Origin of the sequence: Paraphotobacterium marinum, from assembly GCF_002216855.1 — a bacterium.
Classification (GTDB): Bacteria; Pseudomonadota; Gammaproteobacteria; order Enterobacterales; family Vibrionaceae; genus Paraphotobacterium; species Paraphotobacterium marinum.
This window is the reverse complement of sequence record NZ_CP022356.1, coordinates 217,093-233,542: the sequence shown is the minus strand read 5'-3', so window position 1 is coordinate 233,542 and position 16,450 is coordinate 217,093. Positions and strand designations below refer to the sequence as shown.

Genomic DNA, 16,450 nt, shown 5'->3' with positions numbered 1-16,450 from the left:
CACTTCAACTTTCTAGTTATTTTTTAATAACTAGAGAGATATCAAAACTCAATTACTCCTTAAGTGAGAGATGTTTTCAAGTTCAATGCTTTCGATAATGTCGTTTATTACCTCAAAAACATCAGACATTTGACAATAATATGTTGCTTTATTAAAAGAAGTTGGTGAGCCAACAAAAATTGAGTACTCAGCAGCACTTAACATTTCAAAATCATTAAAATCATTCCCTACACATATTGAGTCCATTAGACTTAAGCCTAATTTTTTAATGCCCTCTCGCTTATTGGTATTAAATGCAGCAACATCAAAAAAACCTTCATTATATTTTGTTTGTGTCAGTTTCTCACTATTGATAATTTGATTGTATAAGGGATCTGTCATAATTTTTTTATCTAGAATTAAGATCTTAGTAATTCCCCTTTTTAGTATTTCTGAAAAGCTAACAATATTGTCTGATAATTCTCTCAGATAATCATGAAAGGGATGAAAGTCATCAGATAAAAAATAATCCCACTCACCATCCAGTACAAAAGGAGTCTTTTTGGAGATTAAAAACTCAACAAGCTCAAAAACAACAATGCTTGGTATAAAGTCACAATTTATCTTCTGGTCTACATATGTCTGTGCACCATTGCAACCAACCATTTTGAATTGATGAAAAGATTCAGGTAAAACAGGCAACATATCTCTAATTGGTCGACCAGATGCAAAGATAATTTCATGTTGTTTTGACAATTTTTTGATTTCATTTTCTCTAAATGAGTCTAGTTTTTGTCCATTCGATATAATCGTACCATCCAAATCAAAAACAATATTCATATTAAAATGATCCTTTTTTTAATTATTATCATCTTTTATAACATTTCTTAATCAACTAAGTAAATGTAAATTAAAAATTATATAATAGTTATCAAACTTAATTCAAAGTTATATTTATTTAAAGATTGAAGGCTATCAAACAGTTATTAAATATAATTTTACATAAAAAAACAAATGTGAACAAAAGATGCTATATGATATAAAAGTTAAGTTTTATTTTATTTTATTTTAAGTAAACATGAATACAAATCAATATACACACTCTACGTACATAACTATTTTTACATTGTGTTTTTATGTGTTTCTTTTATTTATTAATTTTTTTATAGTCAAATAGGTGTTTTTGACTATCATATTCAAACAATTCAACACATTTTTTTCATAATATTTTTATAAAGTATTATGACCTAATAAGTTACATATTATTTTTAATACCGGTAGGTTTATGGATTGACAAATTAAGAACTTATTCACTCATAACATTTGCGATTATCTTATCCATAGCTCTTTCAATTCTATTTCTAGCTACGGAAAGTATTTACGAGCATTCATTAATTATAATTTACACATTTTCTCTATTAAAATATATTCTTCTTGTCACTAGTCTTTATCATGCATCAAGAGCATATCTTAAGGGACTTTTAATTTCTCTTACAATCATCATTTTTATCTTTTACCAAGTTTAATCTTAAACTTTAACATAACATTTTCAAACTTAAATTTTTAAAATACTTCCCCGAAGAAAATTTAATGTTTCAGTTTACGATATTAAATATTTTTTTAGTATTTCTTATGATTTGGTGCATTATCTATAACAATAGGTCTAAAGTTGAAAAAATTAAAATTAAAAACTTATCATCCTTGAGACTCATTTTTTTTCAATTTAAAAATAAAAAGTTTGGTTTCTATATTCTGGTTTTTCTGACCCTGCAATTTATCTCATTGCAACAAACAATAAATATTTTTAGTGTTTATATTGCTATTTTGGGGCTATTATTTTTTGGAATCATAGATGTAAAAATAAAAAACTATTATCCCTGGATACTTAATCTTTCTCTAGTCACTTTTGCATTATATCTAATTCTTAATTTATTAGGATTTACAAATATAAGCCCTGTTTATTACCTAATACTAAATATGATATTATTGTTTATCTCTAAATTTTATGTCAATATTTTCGCAAATAACAAATTATATGGTTTTTCTCAAATTAAGGGACTAACAATTGCAATCATTTTACTAACCTCTAAAATTATGACTATCATTGTAACAAATACAGATTTTTTATTAATTAAAAAATTTGGTTTTTTTGACAATCAAACCCAGCTTTCAAATTTGTTTCAACAATTCAATTTTATTATTGTTTTGTGTATATTTTTATTGATTTTTATTTTAAAAATCGCATATAGAAAACAAAAAAACTAAATTTATACTCTAAAGCAACCAAATAATAGACTTTACAAAACAATTGTTTTAGTTATTATAACCACTTTAATTTTACAAATAACAGTGCTATGTCCATTTTAATTAAAAACATTATCCTTCGTCACAAGGTTACTATTAAATACTTATTTAGTGGTGGCTCAAATACTGTTATATGTTTTCTTTTATTTTGGTTGCTGATTCATTTTAAAGTCAACTATCTTGTAAGTAATGCCATAGCATTTATATATGGTGTCGTTCAAGGGTATCTTTTCAATTGTTTTTTTGTTTTTCATAATAAACCAAAATTTATTAGTTTATTGAAATATTCCAGTATTTATTCAATTACATTATTTATTTCACTAGCTTTAATGTATACATGGGTTTCAATTTTTTCCATAAATGAACTTATTGCAAACATTTTGACAACTATTGTTGTCACAGTTATAAACTTTAAACTCATTAAACTCATAGTTTTTAAATAAATAATGTAATTTTTTGGGCTTATATTGAATGAAATAACCTTGCTTAACTTGAGTTTTACAAGTAATATCGTAATAATTTTTTATATAAAAAGTTATAAGTAAAATTTAAATATAAACTAAATTTTTTCACATAAACTACTTTAAATGAACCTCCAAGAACCATGATTGATAATAAAAATATAGTTTTTGTCTACGCGATTGCGCTGTTAATTGCACTCCCTCCTTTTGCTATAGATACCTACATGCCGTCTTTTGGTAACATTGCTTTGAGCATGAATGTTTCTGTTTCTTTATTACCTATTTCAATTACAGCCTATTTTATTGGTTATGGAATAGGTGTATTTATATGGGGTTCTTTATCTGATCGATATGGGCGTAAAAAGATACTAACCATTGGTGTATTGACATTTATTATTGCCACCAGCTTATGTCTATTAACTAATAATTTTTTAATTTTTAAATTTTTAAGATTGATTCAAGGATTAAGTGGTTCTTCCACGGGCATTATTGCAATGGCGATAATTAGAGATTATTATCAGGGTAAAGAGCTTACCAAAAAAATGGCTACAATCAATTCAATTATGATGGGTGCTCCGCTATTAGCTCCAATTATTGGAAGCGCGATGATGCATTATTTTAAAATTTGGGAGTCCATCTTTGTTTTTTTATTGTGTTATGGTGCTCTACTTTTAATCATAACATTACAACTTAAAGAAAGTATTAAACAAAAAACACAAAATAAAATTATTGATCTTAAATTATATACAGTTCATTTAAAGAATAAAAAATTTGTTTTACTATCTATTATTCCAGGTCTGTCATTTGCTTCATATTTTGTTTTTATCGGAAACTCATCAGTTTTGTTAATCAGTTTCTTTCATTTAAGTCAGTTTGAATATTCTTTTTTCTTTGCATTAAATATCTTTGTAAGTTTAATTGCTCAACAAATATTAAAAAAAATTGTAGACCGTTATAAAGCATCAAACATTATTATCACATGTTTAACAGTTGCTTTATGTGGAAATATTCTTGCATTCTCTTTTTCTCATTATGTTGTAAACATATATGCATTTTCACTTTCAATCACATTAATTTGTGGTAGTTTATCTCCTATTGGAACGATTTGTGCCTCCAATGCAATTAGTGCTGTAAAAGAATCTTTTGGCACAGCAAATGCCCTTAGCCGACTGTTTTCGTTTTCAATGGCAGGTTTAGCAACTTTTGTATCTAGTATGTTTTATGGTATCGACTTAATGAAAGCAATAAATCTTCAACAACTTTGTATCATCTCGTTAATCATAATCATCATTTTTTATAATTTAAAATCTAAACATTTATCATAAAATAGTTGAAAAAATAAAATAAAGAATTATTCTATTTATAATTCTTTATTTTATGAAAAATAATTATGATTACGGTTGGCACAAAACTTAAATCTAAATTTAAAGCGGATCGACTTAATAAAGTATCTGTCACTAAAATTAAAAAAGACACCAATGACGAATTACTGTATGAAATCACCATTATTTATAGTGAAGGCACCAAACATTCAAATACATACTGGCATACAGAAGATGATATACTTGCTGAGTACCATGTTTTGAATTAGTCTTTTTTTAATCATTTAATTTTTTATATTTAAAAGCCTTAATGCATTTAAGGTTACCAATACAGTTGCCCCAGTATCTGCAATCACAGCTAACCACAAACCAGAAATGCCCATTAAGCTGGTAGTAAAAAATATTCCTTTTAAAAGTAATGCAAAACTTATATTCTGAATAATATTTAATCTAGTCGCTTTTGCTAACTTTATGGCAAAAGGTATTTCATTTAATCTGCCGTGAACAATTGAAGCCTCCGCTACCTCCAGCGCAACATCTGAACCTTGTCCCATAGCTATACTTGAAAATGCATATTTCATTGCTGGTGCATCATTGATTCCATCACCTATAAACATTACATTTTCTTTTTCAGACTTTTGTTTTATAAATTTAACTTTTTGATCTGGATACAAATTTGATTCATAGTTAATTGAGAGTTTTTTGGCAACATTATCCGCAGATATCTGGTTATCTCCTGTGAGCATTAGCAAATCCAGTTTCATCTTTTTAAGGTCATTAATAACTTCTTTTGCTTCTGGTTTTAGACTATCTTCTAAAATAAATATGGCAATAGGTTCTTGAGTATTCTTCATCATTATAATTATTGTTTTACAGGCTGACTCTAAACTATTAATTAATTCTTTCATTTCAGATGGTAATTTTTGCTTCATTTTATTTGGTGATAAAAGTTGGTATTTATTATTTTGAATAAAACCCTCTACACCCAAGCCAACTAAAGCTTTTTTAGAAGTTACAGATATTAATTCACCATCATTAATATGCTTAAATGCATAAGCAATTGGATGCCTGTATCCATCCTCCAAACTTTTGGCTATTGATAAAACTTTACCTTTCGTATAATTATTTAAAATTTTTATGTCTAATAACTTATATTTGCCCAAAGTTAAAGTTCCTGTTTTATCAAATGCAATAGAGTTAATTTTGGCAAACTTTTCAATTGCTAAACCATTTTTTATCAAAACACCTCTTTTACTGGCATTAAATAAAGATGATGTAATAGCAGCTGGCGTTGAAATAATAAGTGCGCATGGACAAGAAATTAAAAGTAAGGCTAAACAACGATATATTGCTTCACTCCATGGCACACTAAATAATACCGGTAGTAGTAACATCATTAAAAAAGCAATTAAAATTATTGATGGTGTATAAAATCGACTAAACTGTTGGATCATCCTTTCAACTGGTGCCTTTTCTTGCTCCGCTTTATCAATTAAATTAATAATTTTATCGACACTATTATTACCTTTTTCTGAATTAACTTTTAAAGTTATGGTATGATCTACAACTATACTCCCAGCTATTAAACTATCACCCTTATTTTTTTCAACTGGCAGTGATTCTCCTGTCATCGAACTTTCATCCATTAAACCATAACCAACTAATAAAACTCCATCTGCAGGTAGACGATCACCGGCATGAACTTCGATAATATCTCCAAACCTTAAGTCACTAACATTAATAACAACTCTATTTCCTTCTACAATCTTGGTCACTTTAGATGGTATCAGAGACACAAGAGACTGTATTCCTTGTCTTGCTTTTGAACTTGCGAAAGTTTCTAGCTTTTCTCCAAAGAAATATAACATAATAACCATCAATGCCTCATGGGAATGGTTAATAAACAAGGCTCCTATCGCAGCAATTATCATTAAGGTCTCTATTGAAAAAAAAACTTTAGCTTTAAATAGAAAATATGATTTTTTAAGAAGTGGTGTTAATCCAATTGAAGTAAAGATTATAAAAAGATATTGAGACAAAGATTGATTTATACTTTCAATGCCATAACAGGCTAACATACCTATCATTAAAAAGATTAGTAGAGTATTTTTTCTTATAAAATCATAAATTAAATTATTAGTTTGTTTTTTTTCAAATAATTGTCCAACCTCAAAAACTTCATAACCTTTTTTGTTAAGTTCTTTTTTGATTACTGATGGCTCACATTGATTATTGAAATGAACAGTAATTTGTTCGAGTGGAAATGACACTTGAGTAAATTGTACACCTTGAATCTTATTTATTTGTTTTTCAATATTTTTAGCGCAAGCTGGACAATCCATACCTTTTATTGTCCATTTAAAAGTATTTTCAGTTTTTTCTTTTGTTTGATTTTTCTGATCTTTTTTTACAATATGATTATATGTATTACTAATCATAGAAATTCTCTCCTTAAATATACTATGGAGAGTATAAACATTGGAGTTAACTCTAAGGTCAAGTTATTTTTTATAAAAAATTAACCTTTTTATAATTACTGTGATATAAGTATAGTATAACTTTTTTATTTTTTTAAATTAATGAAATTTACATCTAGTGACGAATCAAGAATTATAGAGATGGCTTGGGAAGATCGCACTCCATTCGAGGCTATTCAACTACAATATAACTTATCTGAAAAAGAAGTTATTGAATTTATGAGAAAAAAGCTCAAAGGCTCAAGCTTTAAGTTATGGAGAAAAAGGGTTTCAAGTAGAAAAACAAAACATGCCATGCTAAGAAGCGACAAAGTTGTAAGAGCATATTGTCCAACTCAGTATAAACAAAGATAAAAAAAAATAAAGCCGGATTTCTCCGGCTAACTAATATTATATATGCTTTTTATTATTATATTACATTTATATTTTTATTAATGAGTCAGTACTTCTTCATCATCAACATATTCTTCAGCAATTCCACGAGCAGCTTGAACATATTTCTGGTGTGTAACATAAGAGAAAAACACAACAGACAAAACAACCGTTACATACCAGTATGGTTGGAAAGCCAACAATAACCAAAGGTAAACTAAAAACGGAATAGTAAACATTAAGATTTGTTTTATATTCTCTTTTTTCTTAACCTGAATTGCAAAATAAATTGCCATTAATAATGTAATTGTACCATTCATTTTTAGCAGATCTGCGCCTGGAATCGTCGTCATTAAAAGACCTAACAATGTGAAAACAACAATACCAAACACGAAGGTTTTTGGTTTAAGAGCTGTCATACTTACTGGTGCTGCCATATATCCGATGATATGATAACCTGTCACAATAACCATCAATGATGCCCAACTTTTTGCATTTAACAAAAATACTGCAGCTAAAAGAAAGTTAATAACCATTGAACGTTTTGAAAAGTTATAAACCGGACAAAGTTTAGCAATCCAACCAGGCATCTGCCCTTCTTTAGCCATAGCATACATCATTCTTGAAGCAGCACCTAAATAGGTATAACCCGTTCCAGATGGACTTACTACACTATCTGCCAGTAATAACATAGCTAAAAAGTTTATCCCTAATAATAAGGCTAAATCCAGTAGAGGAGAATGGAAGTTTAATGCAGCCCAGCCACTTTGAAGTGAATCTTTTGGAACAGCTCCCATGAAAGAAAGTTGTAGCAACATATAAACCACTAAAACAATACCTATTGAGTATATGATAGATTTTGGTACATTCTTTTTAGGGTTTTCTACTTCACTTGCAAATGCAACTACTGTTTGAAATCCGTTAAATGAATAAATCAAACCAGCACCAACAATCGCTCCGATTGCTGAAGTAGCATGAAACATGCTATTTGAAGCCAACGAAAAGTTTGTTTTATCAAAATGAACAATTAACAATACAACGATAGCAAAAAGAGGTGTGAAAATTTTTAAAGCCATCACAATATTATTCACTTTAGCTAGAAGCTTTATTCCATAAAAATTAATGAATAAATATACTGCTAAGATAAATAAAGCAAAACACTTACCATATAGAGTTAAACCATCATCACCCATTAAAGGAGAGTTTTTGAAAATATCTGATAAATATTGCGTTGTTGCCTGTGCTTCAGTTGCAACTGTTACCATAATTCCAAACCAGTTTGCAAAGGCAAAAGGCATTCCAAAAATATGATTATGAGATAATGCACTTGAACGTGTGGTAGCACCTCTTACAGGATAAATTTCGACTACTTTACAAAGGCACATACCTACAGCTAAAACCATTACAGCCGCTAGAATCCATGCAAGAAAAGCATAATTTCCTGCTTGTTGTGCTGCTTTTTGTGCACTAAACAACCAACCTGATCCAATCATGCATGTTGCACTCAAGGCAATAGCACTGACCATAGAAATTTTTTTATTTTTCATGTGTTTGTTCCATTTTCGTTAAATATTATTACCAAAGAATTTTTATAATATTTTTTTCTTCAGCAGAGAAATCAATAACCTTAAGATTATCGCTAGCCATCCTATATGAGTTTAAACATAATAAATGTGAGCTAGTTTGAATAAAAGTACAGAGCTACAAAATAAAATTAATTTTCTCCAAATAAAAAGCAGAAAATTTTAATAAACTTTTTGTAAAATTACTTTTATATTAATGCAATTAATTAGTTTAAAAAAACTAATGCGGGAGCATTATATAAAATAATGACTAAAAGATCAAAAATTTAACATTAAATTGAAATTTACGATTTTATTAAAATTTAAATTTATACTAATAACCATTAAAATTAATCTATTTATAATAAAGCATGTTCAAGTTCACACTTTGTGAAAGCTTTTAGTTAATTTTATATGTTACTTTTTTTTATAAGACTTATTTCACATTTTATTTTTTTTTAAACCTTATAATGCAAAACGTTTTAAATATAAATTTACAAATACAAACATGGGAACTTAAGAATGAAATTAAAAAAAATGACTGTGATTGCTGGACTATGTGCTGGTCTGATTTCAACCTCAACACTTGCCACTACTATTGGTGTGACAATTTATGATTATAAAGATAACTTCATGAATAAATTTCGAAATGATCTTACAGCAGATGCAAAACTTCAAGGTGATACCAAACTAATTTTAACTGATTCTCAAAATGATCAAGGTAAACAACTTGACCAAGTGCAAACTCTATTAGCAAGAGGAGTTGATGTTTTAGCTATCAATTTAGTTGATCCTAAAGCAGCGAAAACTATCATACGAAAAGCCAAACAAAATAATGTGCCGGTTGTCTTTTTCAACAAAAAACCATCTCAAGCAGCTTTAGATAGTTATGACAAGGCATACTACGTTGGCGCAGATGCCAAACAATCTGGTATTATGCAAGGAGACGTAATTGCTGATGCTTGGAAAAAACATCCAAGTTGGGATAAAGATAAAAATGGTGTAATTAATTATGTTCTCATTAAAGGCGAGATGGGACATCCAGATGCTGAAGCAAGAACAAAGTTTGTAATTGATGAATTACATAAAAAAGGATACAAGACGAAACAATTACATTTGGATACAGCTGACTGGTCAACTGCAAAAGCTAAAGATAAAATGGATGCTTGGTTAGCAGGTCCTGATGCAGATCAAATAGAAGTTGTTATATCAAATAATGATGCAATGGCGTGGGGAGCTGTAACCTCTCTAAAACAAAATCATAAAAATATTCCTGTCTTTGGTATTGATGGTATGAAACAGACTTTTAAATATATGCAAGATGGTAAAATGTATGGAACAGTCTTAAATGATGATAAGAATCAAGCAAAAGCTGTTTTAAAATTAGCTACAAACCTTGCAAATGATAAGGCAGCAGACGATAATTTAGGTTACACAATTCAAGACAAAGTAATTTATGTGCCATATGTCGGTGTTAGTGACGATAACTTAAGTCAATATATTGCAAAAAATTAAACATTACAATAATAGTCTTCCAGTAAGTTATTTGCTGGAAGATTTTAATTTAAAGTGGCTGCATTTAAACTTATCATTTCCAAAAAGTTTATCACATATTCTTTTTGATGATCTATTTCATTTAAATAATAAGAGTAATTTGCTGTAAAAGTGTTTTTTTCAATATTTAAGATTTTCATCTTATTTTCTAAAACATAATCCCTAACTATAAACCAAGGTAAAAGTGATACTCCTAAATTAGCTGAAACAGCTTTAAAGAGTGCTTCTCTTCCTTTAATTTTTATCCTGTTATTTTTTTTGGTATTCATTTGATACTTTCTTTTAAAAGCTTCCATTTCCTCTTTAAAGTGAGTTAAAGTATCAATTTCAATAAACACCTCATCACTCAGATCATTTAACTGGAGTTGTTTTTTGTTTGCAAGAGGGTGAGCAAAACTACTCATAAGATATATAGGCGAAGAAAATAGGTGATTTTTTTAAAATGAAGATTTAAAGGAATATCAACGGTTAAGTATACGTCATGCTCATGTTGTTGCATGACCTTTAACATCTCGTAATTAGGAATAACATCTAACTTAATTTCAATCTCAGGTCTTTTTTTAACAAAGTCTATCATAGTATCGACAATTAAATCTTGTAAGGCAGGAATCACCGCAATAGAAATAGTTTTATTATCTAATACTTTCTGATCTATAGTTTGGTTAAATTTTTCATAGTTATCTAAAAACTTATTCGTTTCATTAAATAAAATACGACCAGTGTCAGTTAAAAAATTTTTTTTCCTACCTTTGTGAACAATTGAACTTCTAAAAAGCTTTCAATTAATTTGATGTGTTTCGTGACAGCCGGTTGAGTAATATAAAGACTTTCTGCTGCCTTATGAAAATTTAGAGTTTCAGCAACCGCCTTAAATACATACAGCTGTTTAATCGAGAGACCTCTCATCATTTTAATCTAACCTATTGTTTTTTTTGATATTATAAATTTCAAAATTCACTTAATAAATTTATAATATTAGAATAATTAAATAACTTTAAACCCACTGATATTATCTAATCAATTGTTTATCTATTCTACAAAATTAAAAACATTTAGTTGATTTGTTGTCAGTAGACCCTTTTTAGGGACAAAAATTAATTTTGGGATAAAAATACCATTAAAAACTTATAAGCAATGCAAGAACTTATGTTCATTAAAACTATTATTCATCATCTAGATATTTTAACAATACTCAGTAAGAATATTCAAATAGCCCATATCATAAATTTTTTTTGATATACTATATCATTTTACTTATTAAATCTATTTTTAAGTCGATAACTTTTTTTAATTAAAACCATGAATTTTTATTAATTTATATTTCTTTCCTTAGGAATTATGATTGTTCCACAAATCATTTGGTGAGTATTATATGAAGGAAAGCACAAAAGTTATTGTAACATTGTACCTCATGTTTTTAATGGCATACTTTACATTATCTATTACAAGCCCTATTGTTTCCAAAATAGCTTTAACTTTTGATATTACAAACTCAAAAGCAGCCACATCTCTTTCTTTAATGTATCTTTTATTTTCATTATCCTCTTTATTACTTGGAACAGCTTCTGATTTTTGGGGAAGAAGAAAAGTTTTATTAACCTCTCAATGTTTATCAATTTTAGGTCTATTACTCTGTTCAATTAGTACAAGTTATCCAATATTTGTAATGGGAATTTGTCTTCTGAGCTTTGGCAGTGGCTCCTATTCTGTTGTATCAAGATCGTTTGCTAATCATTATTTTATTGACTCCAAACAGCTATTTAAAATTTATAGTACTTTTTCTTTATTAATAATGCTTGGTCCAATGCTAGCTAATCAATTTATAAGCTTTTTTTCTATTATAAATTGGAGGTGTTTGTATGTCTTGATGTTAGCTCTAGAATTATTGCTTCTAGCTCTTACCATCACCAATATCGAAGAAAAAAAAGACGAAAACAATGCTGTGAAATTTTCATTCAAACAGATTATTTTAAATATCAACTACTGTATAAATAAAAAGATATTTCTGATTAACGCTATTTTAGTTGGACTATATACATCCATTATACTTGGATTATTTGCTCTTTTAGGACCACATATTTTTATTAATCAATTTTTTTACACAGTAAAAGAATATAGTCTTGTGGTTTTTTTTACTGGCATTTTGTATATCTTTGGTAATTGTGTATCTAAAGTTATTAAACCGCGATTTAATATTTTAGGCATCAAGATTCTTTTTATAATAATGTTCTTGTTTGCTTTGGGGGGGTTAACAGAAATTCATACACAACACTCATTATTATTAGCCCTTTCCTTTATAACTTTTGCCTCAGGTGTTTTAGTTCCCATATCAACTTTTGGGGGGATGACTGTAATTAAAAAAAACTTTGGCACAGCAGCGGCAATTTATACTGCTTCATTTTCACTTATTTCAACTTTATGGTCTTATTGGATAAACCAGATTACAAGTCAAAATAAAATTATATCATTAATAAACCTTTTATGGGTTATCATTATATCTGCAGTATGTCTAGAAGTTATTCTATATCTTGCAAAACTCAAAAATAAAAATTACCTAAAAATACACGGAACGAGTTAATGAGTATGTTTTGAGTTTTCTGATAAATTTTTCATGAATTAATTTGGGAGGATTTAATACCCCAACTAACTTTTCAGTTGCATATCTACATGCGGGATATTATCTTCTAAATAAACATTTGAGGTCGTGACAAATTTAAATTTTTGGTAAAAGTTCAATAAGTATTCTTGAGCTTGAATTTCAATGTTCGTTTGAGGCCAAAGTGAATGACAGAATTTTATTGAATTTAAAATAAGTTCATCACTAATTCCTGTCCCTCTTTTTTCTTTTTTGACAACTACTCTTCCAAAACAAGCTCCATTAAATTTTAAGCCAGGCCCAAGAAGACGTGAGTAGGCAACCAAATCTTCATCTTGAAAGCCAAGAAGATGATATACATCTTCTTGTAGATCATAATTATCTAAATCAGAATAAGGACAGTTTTGCTCTACAACAAAAACATCAACTCTCAACTTTAATAATTGATATAAACTCTGGTTCGATAAATCGTTAAACTTGTAAAGTTTCCAATTAATCATAAATTCACTTCCTCTTTGATTTAAATGTTTGCTTTGAAGGCAATACATCTAAAATTTATTATTTGTTAAAGCTTTTTTTCAAAGGTATTAAACAACTTCGTGATTTTTCAGAATTTTTATCTTTGAAGACTTTTGAAAAAATGACAATAGCTAAAAATGATAACACAAAACCAGGTAGAAGTTCATACACTTCAAAAATCGGACTAAACGATTTCATCATTGGCCATATAATCACAACAAGGGCCCCGACTATAATACCTGATAATGCTCCATACCAATTCACGTTTCTCCAGAATAACGAAATGATGATAATAGGACCAAAAGAAGCTCCTAAGCCAGCCCAGGCATGTCCCACAAGATTAAGAATAGAACTTTTTGGATCATGTGCCATGAAAACAGCAACTATAGTTATTAAGGTTACAATAATTCTACTAGTGATCAGGAGTTCTTTTGAGCCAGCATTTTTTCTTAAAAATTTATGGTAAAAATCTTCAACAACTGCACTCGATGATGCTAAAAGTTGAGCAGACGCTGTGCTCATAGTCGCTGATAAAACTGCAGCCAATAAGATGCCACCTATCCAAGGGTTAAATAGAGTTTTTGAAAGAATGATAAAGATTGTTTCCGGGCTTTTAATTAATGTTCCCTGAAAAAACACTATAGAAAAAATACCCGTCAAAACAGCCCCAACTAATGCTAATGACATCCAGCTCATACAAATTATTCTGGCTTGGGGAATAACCTTTTCATTTTTTGTTGCCATAAAGCGTACTAAAATATGTGGTTGTCCAAAGTATCCTAGACCCCATGCAAGTAAAGATAATGTACTTGCTATGCTAATGTTATAAAATGGATTGAGTAATTCTGGTGACTTAGTATCTATTCCATTAATAATGTGTGAGTATCCTTCAAGATTATTAAAAATAACTGCTGGTACCACTAATAAGGCAACAAACATGAGACAACCTTGAAAAAAATCAATCCATGAAATTGCTAAAAAACCACCTATAGATGTGTAAACTAATACGACAATAGCCGTGATATACATTCCATACTCGTAATTCACATTAAATGTAGAACTAAACAAAAGACCACCCGCAACAAAACCTGATGCAGTATAAAATGTAAAAAAAATTAAGATAACGGCAGCCGTTAAAAGCCTTAACATGCCTGTACTATCTTCAAATCTATTATCAAGAAATGCAGGAATAGTTATTGAGTCTTTAGCTATTTCGGTATAAATTCTTAAGCGTTTGGCTACAACTTTCCAGTTTAAGTAAGCACCTAAAACCAAACCTATAGGTAACCAAATTTCATTTAATCCATTAACAAAGACTGCACCTGGAAGAGCAAGTAAAAGCCAAGAACTCATATCTGAAGCACCGGCGCCCAGTGCTGCAATTGGGCCACTTAAAGATCGGCCGCCCAACATATAGTCCTTAAGATTTTGAGTATAAAAGTATGAAACAATTCCAATAAAGAAAATAATTGAGATATAAGTGCAGAACACTATACTAATAATCAAAACAAATCCTAATTATAATTAATAAAAAATATCACAATACCTAAAAAATAATTAAAATAAAGCATTAATAATAAAAAAATAGTATGGGTCACTATTTATTAGAGGAATAAACAGTACTACGCAGTTTCCAAAATTTGCTTTTGGATGGAACTTCATGAGATATATAGTCAATCTCTATGTGTGGTATCCCCAAAATTATAGGGAAAAATACTTCGCTATAAATTTGACTAATATTACAAACATAGATCTCCACTTTATCATTATTTTTATACAATACCATATCTCCATGTTCATATTTTGTTTCTAAACAAAATTCAGGAATATTTATATAGTCCATAATACAGCCTCCAAATTATTTATCACTATGTATCGACTACTTGCTTGTTTAAATTATTTACGTGTATTCGTGCTCGATTTCTTAAAATCAACATTATAATTACATCACTGAAAATAGGAGCTAAAGTGATCCCTGATGCCTGATAATCTAAGGTAAAACCAAACCAAAAACATAATGGAGCGGTTAATAACCAAGTAAACATAACGCTATACTTCGTTAAAAACTTTGTATCATAAAATACACCTAACACACCAGAGAATATAAACTTTGGAACAAAAACAACTGTTCTCAATAAAGCAATGAGAATTAAAGTGTAAGATATTTCTGTCATAGACTGGATATCATAAATTGAAACCGTATCTCTAGAAACCTCATTTTGTAAAAACAAATGAATCAATGAGTTGTGAAAAATTAGCACGAATAGGCCAAATATGATGGCTAAAAGTAAACTTAAAATTAAGGAAGTGTGAATCAATTGGATGATATTTTTATTCTTTTTTTCACCGATAGCATGTCCAATTAAAAATGTTCCACCCTCACTAAAACCCCATAATGAAAATGTAAGTAAAAACCAATATTCATTAGAAATCTGACTGGCTGCCATATACTTTTCACCGAATAAACCAATCATTAAACCCGAACAAATTAATAAAAGCAAATCGCTTAAAGATTTAAATAATAAAGGAAATCCAATTGTAATAATCAATTTCACAAATTTTAAACTTGAAAGTTGAAATCGGATTAATTGCTTAATTTTAAAATTAGGTATAATAAGCAATGTCATAATAAATGCGAACAATCCGCTATAGATAGTAGCAATCCCAGCTCCCTCAATTCCTAGGCCTGGTTTATCTCCAATACCAAACATTAACAGGTAATGAATAGTTAGACTAAAAATGGCAATTACAAGAGTAGCCCAAAATACTTCTTTTTGTTTTTTAAAAGCTAAACAATAATGTTGGTTTACATAACTTAGGGCGAAAAGTGGTAAGGCGTAAATAAAATATTTAAAATAAGTCATTACCAAAGGTATGGTTGCTAAGGGCTGATTAAAATAGATAAGCATTTCTTTCAAATATGAAGATAATAAAATAAGAATAGATGCAAGAAAAATCCCAACAGCCCACCCTTGATGTATTAAACTTTTTAATTCGTTTATGTTTTTTTTTGAGTAAAACCTACTAGCAATAAGACCAACAGCCATAAGCGGTGTAATCAATAATCCAACTAATGTTAATCGAATTGTTGCTATCAAAAAGCTTGCGGCTAATGCATCATGACCAAATCGAGACATATAGAAAGTGACTGTAAATAAAGACATAGTCTGTACTACTCTGGTACCACTTATAGGTAATGCCATAGATAATAATTTTTTTGAAGCTTCAATCTTTGTCATTTATGATTTTTCTCATTTTGTTATTCGATAATAACCTCCATAATGTTAATAGTTGAGAATTAATA

The 16,450-nt window shown here is 28.9% G+C and carries 15 protein-coding genes; 6 read left to right on the top strand and 9 right to left on the bottom strand.

All coding sequences use genetic code 11. The features are described 5' to 3' along the window. Positions 1-48 precede the first annotated feature (48 nt). A complete protein-coding gene (locus CF386_RS08270) occupies positions 49-819 on the bottom strand; it encodes an HAD hydrolase family protein (protein WP_089073962.1) in 771 nt (256 codons plus the stop codon). A gap of 1,514 nt (positions 820-2,333) precedes the next feature. Here CF386_RS08270 and CF386_RS13700 point away from each other — a divergent pair. The 3 genes from CF386_RS13700 to CF386_RS08250 all read left to right on the top strand — a co-directional run bounded on the left by CF386_RS13700 (position 2,334) and on the right by CF386_RS08250 (position 4,335). Continuing rightward, positions 2,334-2,726: a GtrA family protein gene (locus CF386_RS13700; protein WP_089073960.1), complete on the top strand. Its 393-nt coding sequence runs from the start codon at positions 2,334-2,336 to the stop codon at positions 2,724-2,726. A gap of 161 nt (positions 2,727-2,887) precedes the next feature. Then, the gene (locus tag CF386_RS08255) at positions 2,888-4,069 is read left to right on the top strand and encodes a multidrug effflux MFS transporter (RefSeq protein ID WP_089073959.1); all 1,182 of its coding nucleotides are present in this window, start codon (positions 2,888-2,890) and stop codon (positions 4,067-4,069) included. A gap of 65 nt (positions 4,070-4,134) precedes the next feature. Continuing rightward, a complete protein-coding gene (locus tag CF386_RS08250) occupies positions 4,135-4,335 on the top strand; it encodes a hypothetical protein (RefSeq protein ID WP_089073958.1) in 201 nt (66 codons plus the stop codon). Positions 4,336-4,350: 15 nt separating this feature from the next. On the opposite strand, the gene CF386_RS08245 is transcribed toward CF386_RS08250, so the two are convergent. Continuing rightward, positions 4,351-6,504, bottom strand: a complete 2,154-nt coding sequence (locus CF386_RS08245; RefSeq protein WP_089073957.1) for a heavy metal translocating P-type ATPase — start codon at positions 6,502-6,504, stop codon at positions 4,351-4,353. A gap of 141 nt (positions 6,505-6,645) precedes the next feature. Here CF386_RS08245 and CF386_RS08240 point away from each other — a divergent pair, with 141 nt between their 5' ends. Beyond that, positions 6,646-6,897: a TIGR03643 family protein gene (locus CF386_RS08240; RefSeq protein WP_089073956.1), complete on the top strand. Its 252-nt coding sequence runs from the start codon at positions 6,646-6,648 to the stop codon at positions 6,895-6,897. A gap of 77 nt (positions 6,898-6,974) precedes the next feature. Here the strand turns inward: CF386_RS08240 and CF386_RS08235 are convergent, their stop codons facing one another. Next, entirely contained in the window at positions 6,975-8,462 is a 1,488-nt protein-coding gene (locus CF386_RS08235) for an APC family permease (RefSeq protein WP_089073955.1), read from the bottom strand. A gap of 537 nt (positions 8,463-8,999) precedes the next feature. Here CF386_RS08235 and mglB point away from each other — a divergent pair. Continuing rightward, positions 9,000-9,992, top strand: coding sequence for a galactose/glucose ABC transporter substrate-binding protein MglB (gene mglB / locus CF386_RS08230; protein ID WP_089073954.1), 993 nt, complete (start codon positions 9,000-9,002; stop codon positions 9,990-9,992). 44 nt (positions 9,993-10,036) lie between these two features. Here mglB and CF386_RS08225 read toward each other — a convergent pair whose 3' ends face one another. The 3 genes from CF386_RS08225 to CF386_RS08215 form a co-directional block, all read right to left on the bottom strand. After that, on the bottom strand, positions 10,037-10,435 hold the full coding sequence (locus CF386_RS08225; protein ID WP_089073953.1) for a LysR substrate-binding domain-containing protein: 399 nt from the start codon (positions 10,433-10,435) through the stop codon (positions 10,037-10,039). After that, positions 10,432-10,608 (bottom strand): hypothetical protein, encoded by a 177-nt coding sequence (locus CF386_RS12825; protein WP_158522345.1) that lies wholly within the window; start codon positions 10,606-10,608, stop codon positions 10,432-10,434. The genes CF386_RS08225 and CF386_RS12825 overlap by 4 nt, the downstream gene beginning before the upstream one ends. 149 nt (positions 10,609-10,757) lie before the next feature. Continuing rightward, a complete protein-coding gene (locus CF386_RS08215) occupies positions 10,758-10,940 on the bottom strand; it encodes a helix-turn-helix domain-containing protein (RefSeq protein WP_089073951.1) in 183 nt (60 codons plus the stop codon). Positions 10,941-11,403: 463 nt separating this feature from the next. Here CF386_RS08215 and CF386_RS08210 point away from each other — a divergent pair, with 463 nt between their 5' ends. Then, complete coding sequence (locus CF386_RS08210) at positions 11,404-12,609, top strand: MFS transporter (RefSeq protein WP_089073950.1); 1,206 nt, start codon at positions 11,404-11,406, stop codon at positions 12,607-12,609. A 65-nt stretch (positions 12,610-12,674) separates the two neighbouring features. On the opposite strand, the gene CF386_RS08205 is transcribed toward CF386_RS08210, so the two are convergent. From CF386_RS08205 to CF386_RS08190, 3 genes are all read right to left on the bottom strand, one after another. Next, on the bottom strand, positions 12,675-13,127 hold the full coding sequence (locus tag CF386_RS08205) for a GNAT family N-acetyltransferase (protein ID WP_089073949.1): 453 nt from the start codon (positions 13,125-13,127) through the stop codon (positions 12,675-12,677). A gap of 58 nt (positions 13,128-13,185) precedes the next feature. Beyond that, positions 13,186-14,652, bottom strand: a complete 1,467-nt coding sequence (putP, locus tag CF386_RS08200) for a sodium/proline symporter PutP (RefSeq protein WP_089073948.1) — start codon at positions 14,650-14,652, stop codon at positions 13,186-13,188. A 362-nt stretch (positions 14,653-15,014) separates the two neighbouring features. Further along, positions 15,015-16,385 (bottom strand): MATE family efflux transporter, encoded by a 1,371-nt coding sequence (locus CF386_RS08190; protein ID WP_089073946.1) that lies wholly within the window; start codon positions 16,383-16,385, stop codon positions 15,015-15,017. Positions 16,386-16,450 lie beyond the last annotated feature (65 nt).

Coding starts and splice junctions, on each gene's coding strand:
- CF386_RS08250 (WP_089073958.1), top strand. CDS start 4,135: ATGATTACGGTTGGCACAAAACTTAAATCTAAATTTAAAGCGGATCGA.
- CF386_RS08255 (WP_089073959.1), top strand. CDS start 2,888: ATGATTGATAATAAAAATATAGTTTTTGTCTACGCGATTGCGCTGTTA.
- CF386_RS08240 (WP_089073956.1), top strand. CDS start 6,646: ATGAAATTTACATCTAGTGACGAATCAAGAATTATAGAGATGGCTTGG.
- CF386_RS08245 (WP_089073957.1), bottom strand. CDS start 6,504: ATGATTAGTAATACATATAATCATATTGTAAAAAAAGATCAGAAAAAT.
- CF386_RS08190 (WP_089073946.1), bottom strand. CDS start 16,385: ATGACAAAGATTGAAGCTTCAAAAAAATTATTATCTATGGCATTACCT.
- CF386_RS08235 (WP_089073955.1), bottom strand. CDS start 8,462: ATGAAAAATAAAAAAATTTCTATGGTCAGTGCTATTGCCTTGAGTGCA.
- CF386_RS12825 (WP_158522345.1), bottom strand. CDS start 10,608: ATGATAGACTTTGTTAAAAAAAGACCTGAGATTGAAATTAAGTTAGAT.
- CF386_RS08205 (WP_089073949.1), bottom strand. CDS start 13,127: ATGATTAATTGGAAACTTTACAAGTTTAACGATTTATCGAACCAGAGT.
- CF386_RS08225 (WP_089073953.1), bottom strand. CDS start 10,435: ATGAGTAGTTTTGCTCACCCTCTTGCAAACAAAAAACAACTCCAGTTA.
- CF386_RS08215 (WP_089073951.1), bottom strand. CDS start 10,940: ATGATGAGAGGTCTCTCGATTAAACAGCTGTATGTATTTAAGGCGGTT.
- CF386_RS13700 (WP_089073960.1), top strand. CDS start 2,334: ATGTCCATTTTAATTAAAAACATTATCCTTCGTCACAAGGTTACTATT.
- mglB (WP_089073954.1), top strand. CDS start 9,000: ATGAAATTAAAAAAAATGACTGTGATTGCTGGACTATGTGCTGGTCTG.
- CF386_RS08210 (WP_089073950.1), top strand. CDS start 11,404: ATGAAGGAAAGCACAAAAGTTATTGTAACATTGTACCTCATGTTTTTA.
- CF386_RS08270 (WP_089073962.1), bottom strand. CDS start 819: ATGAATATTGTTTTTGATTTGGATGGTACGATTATATCGAATGGACAA.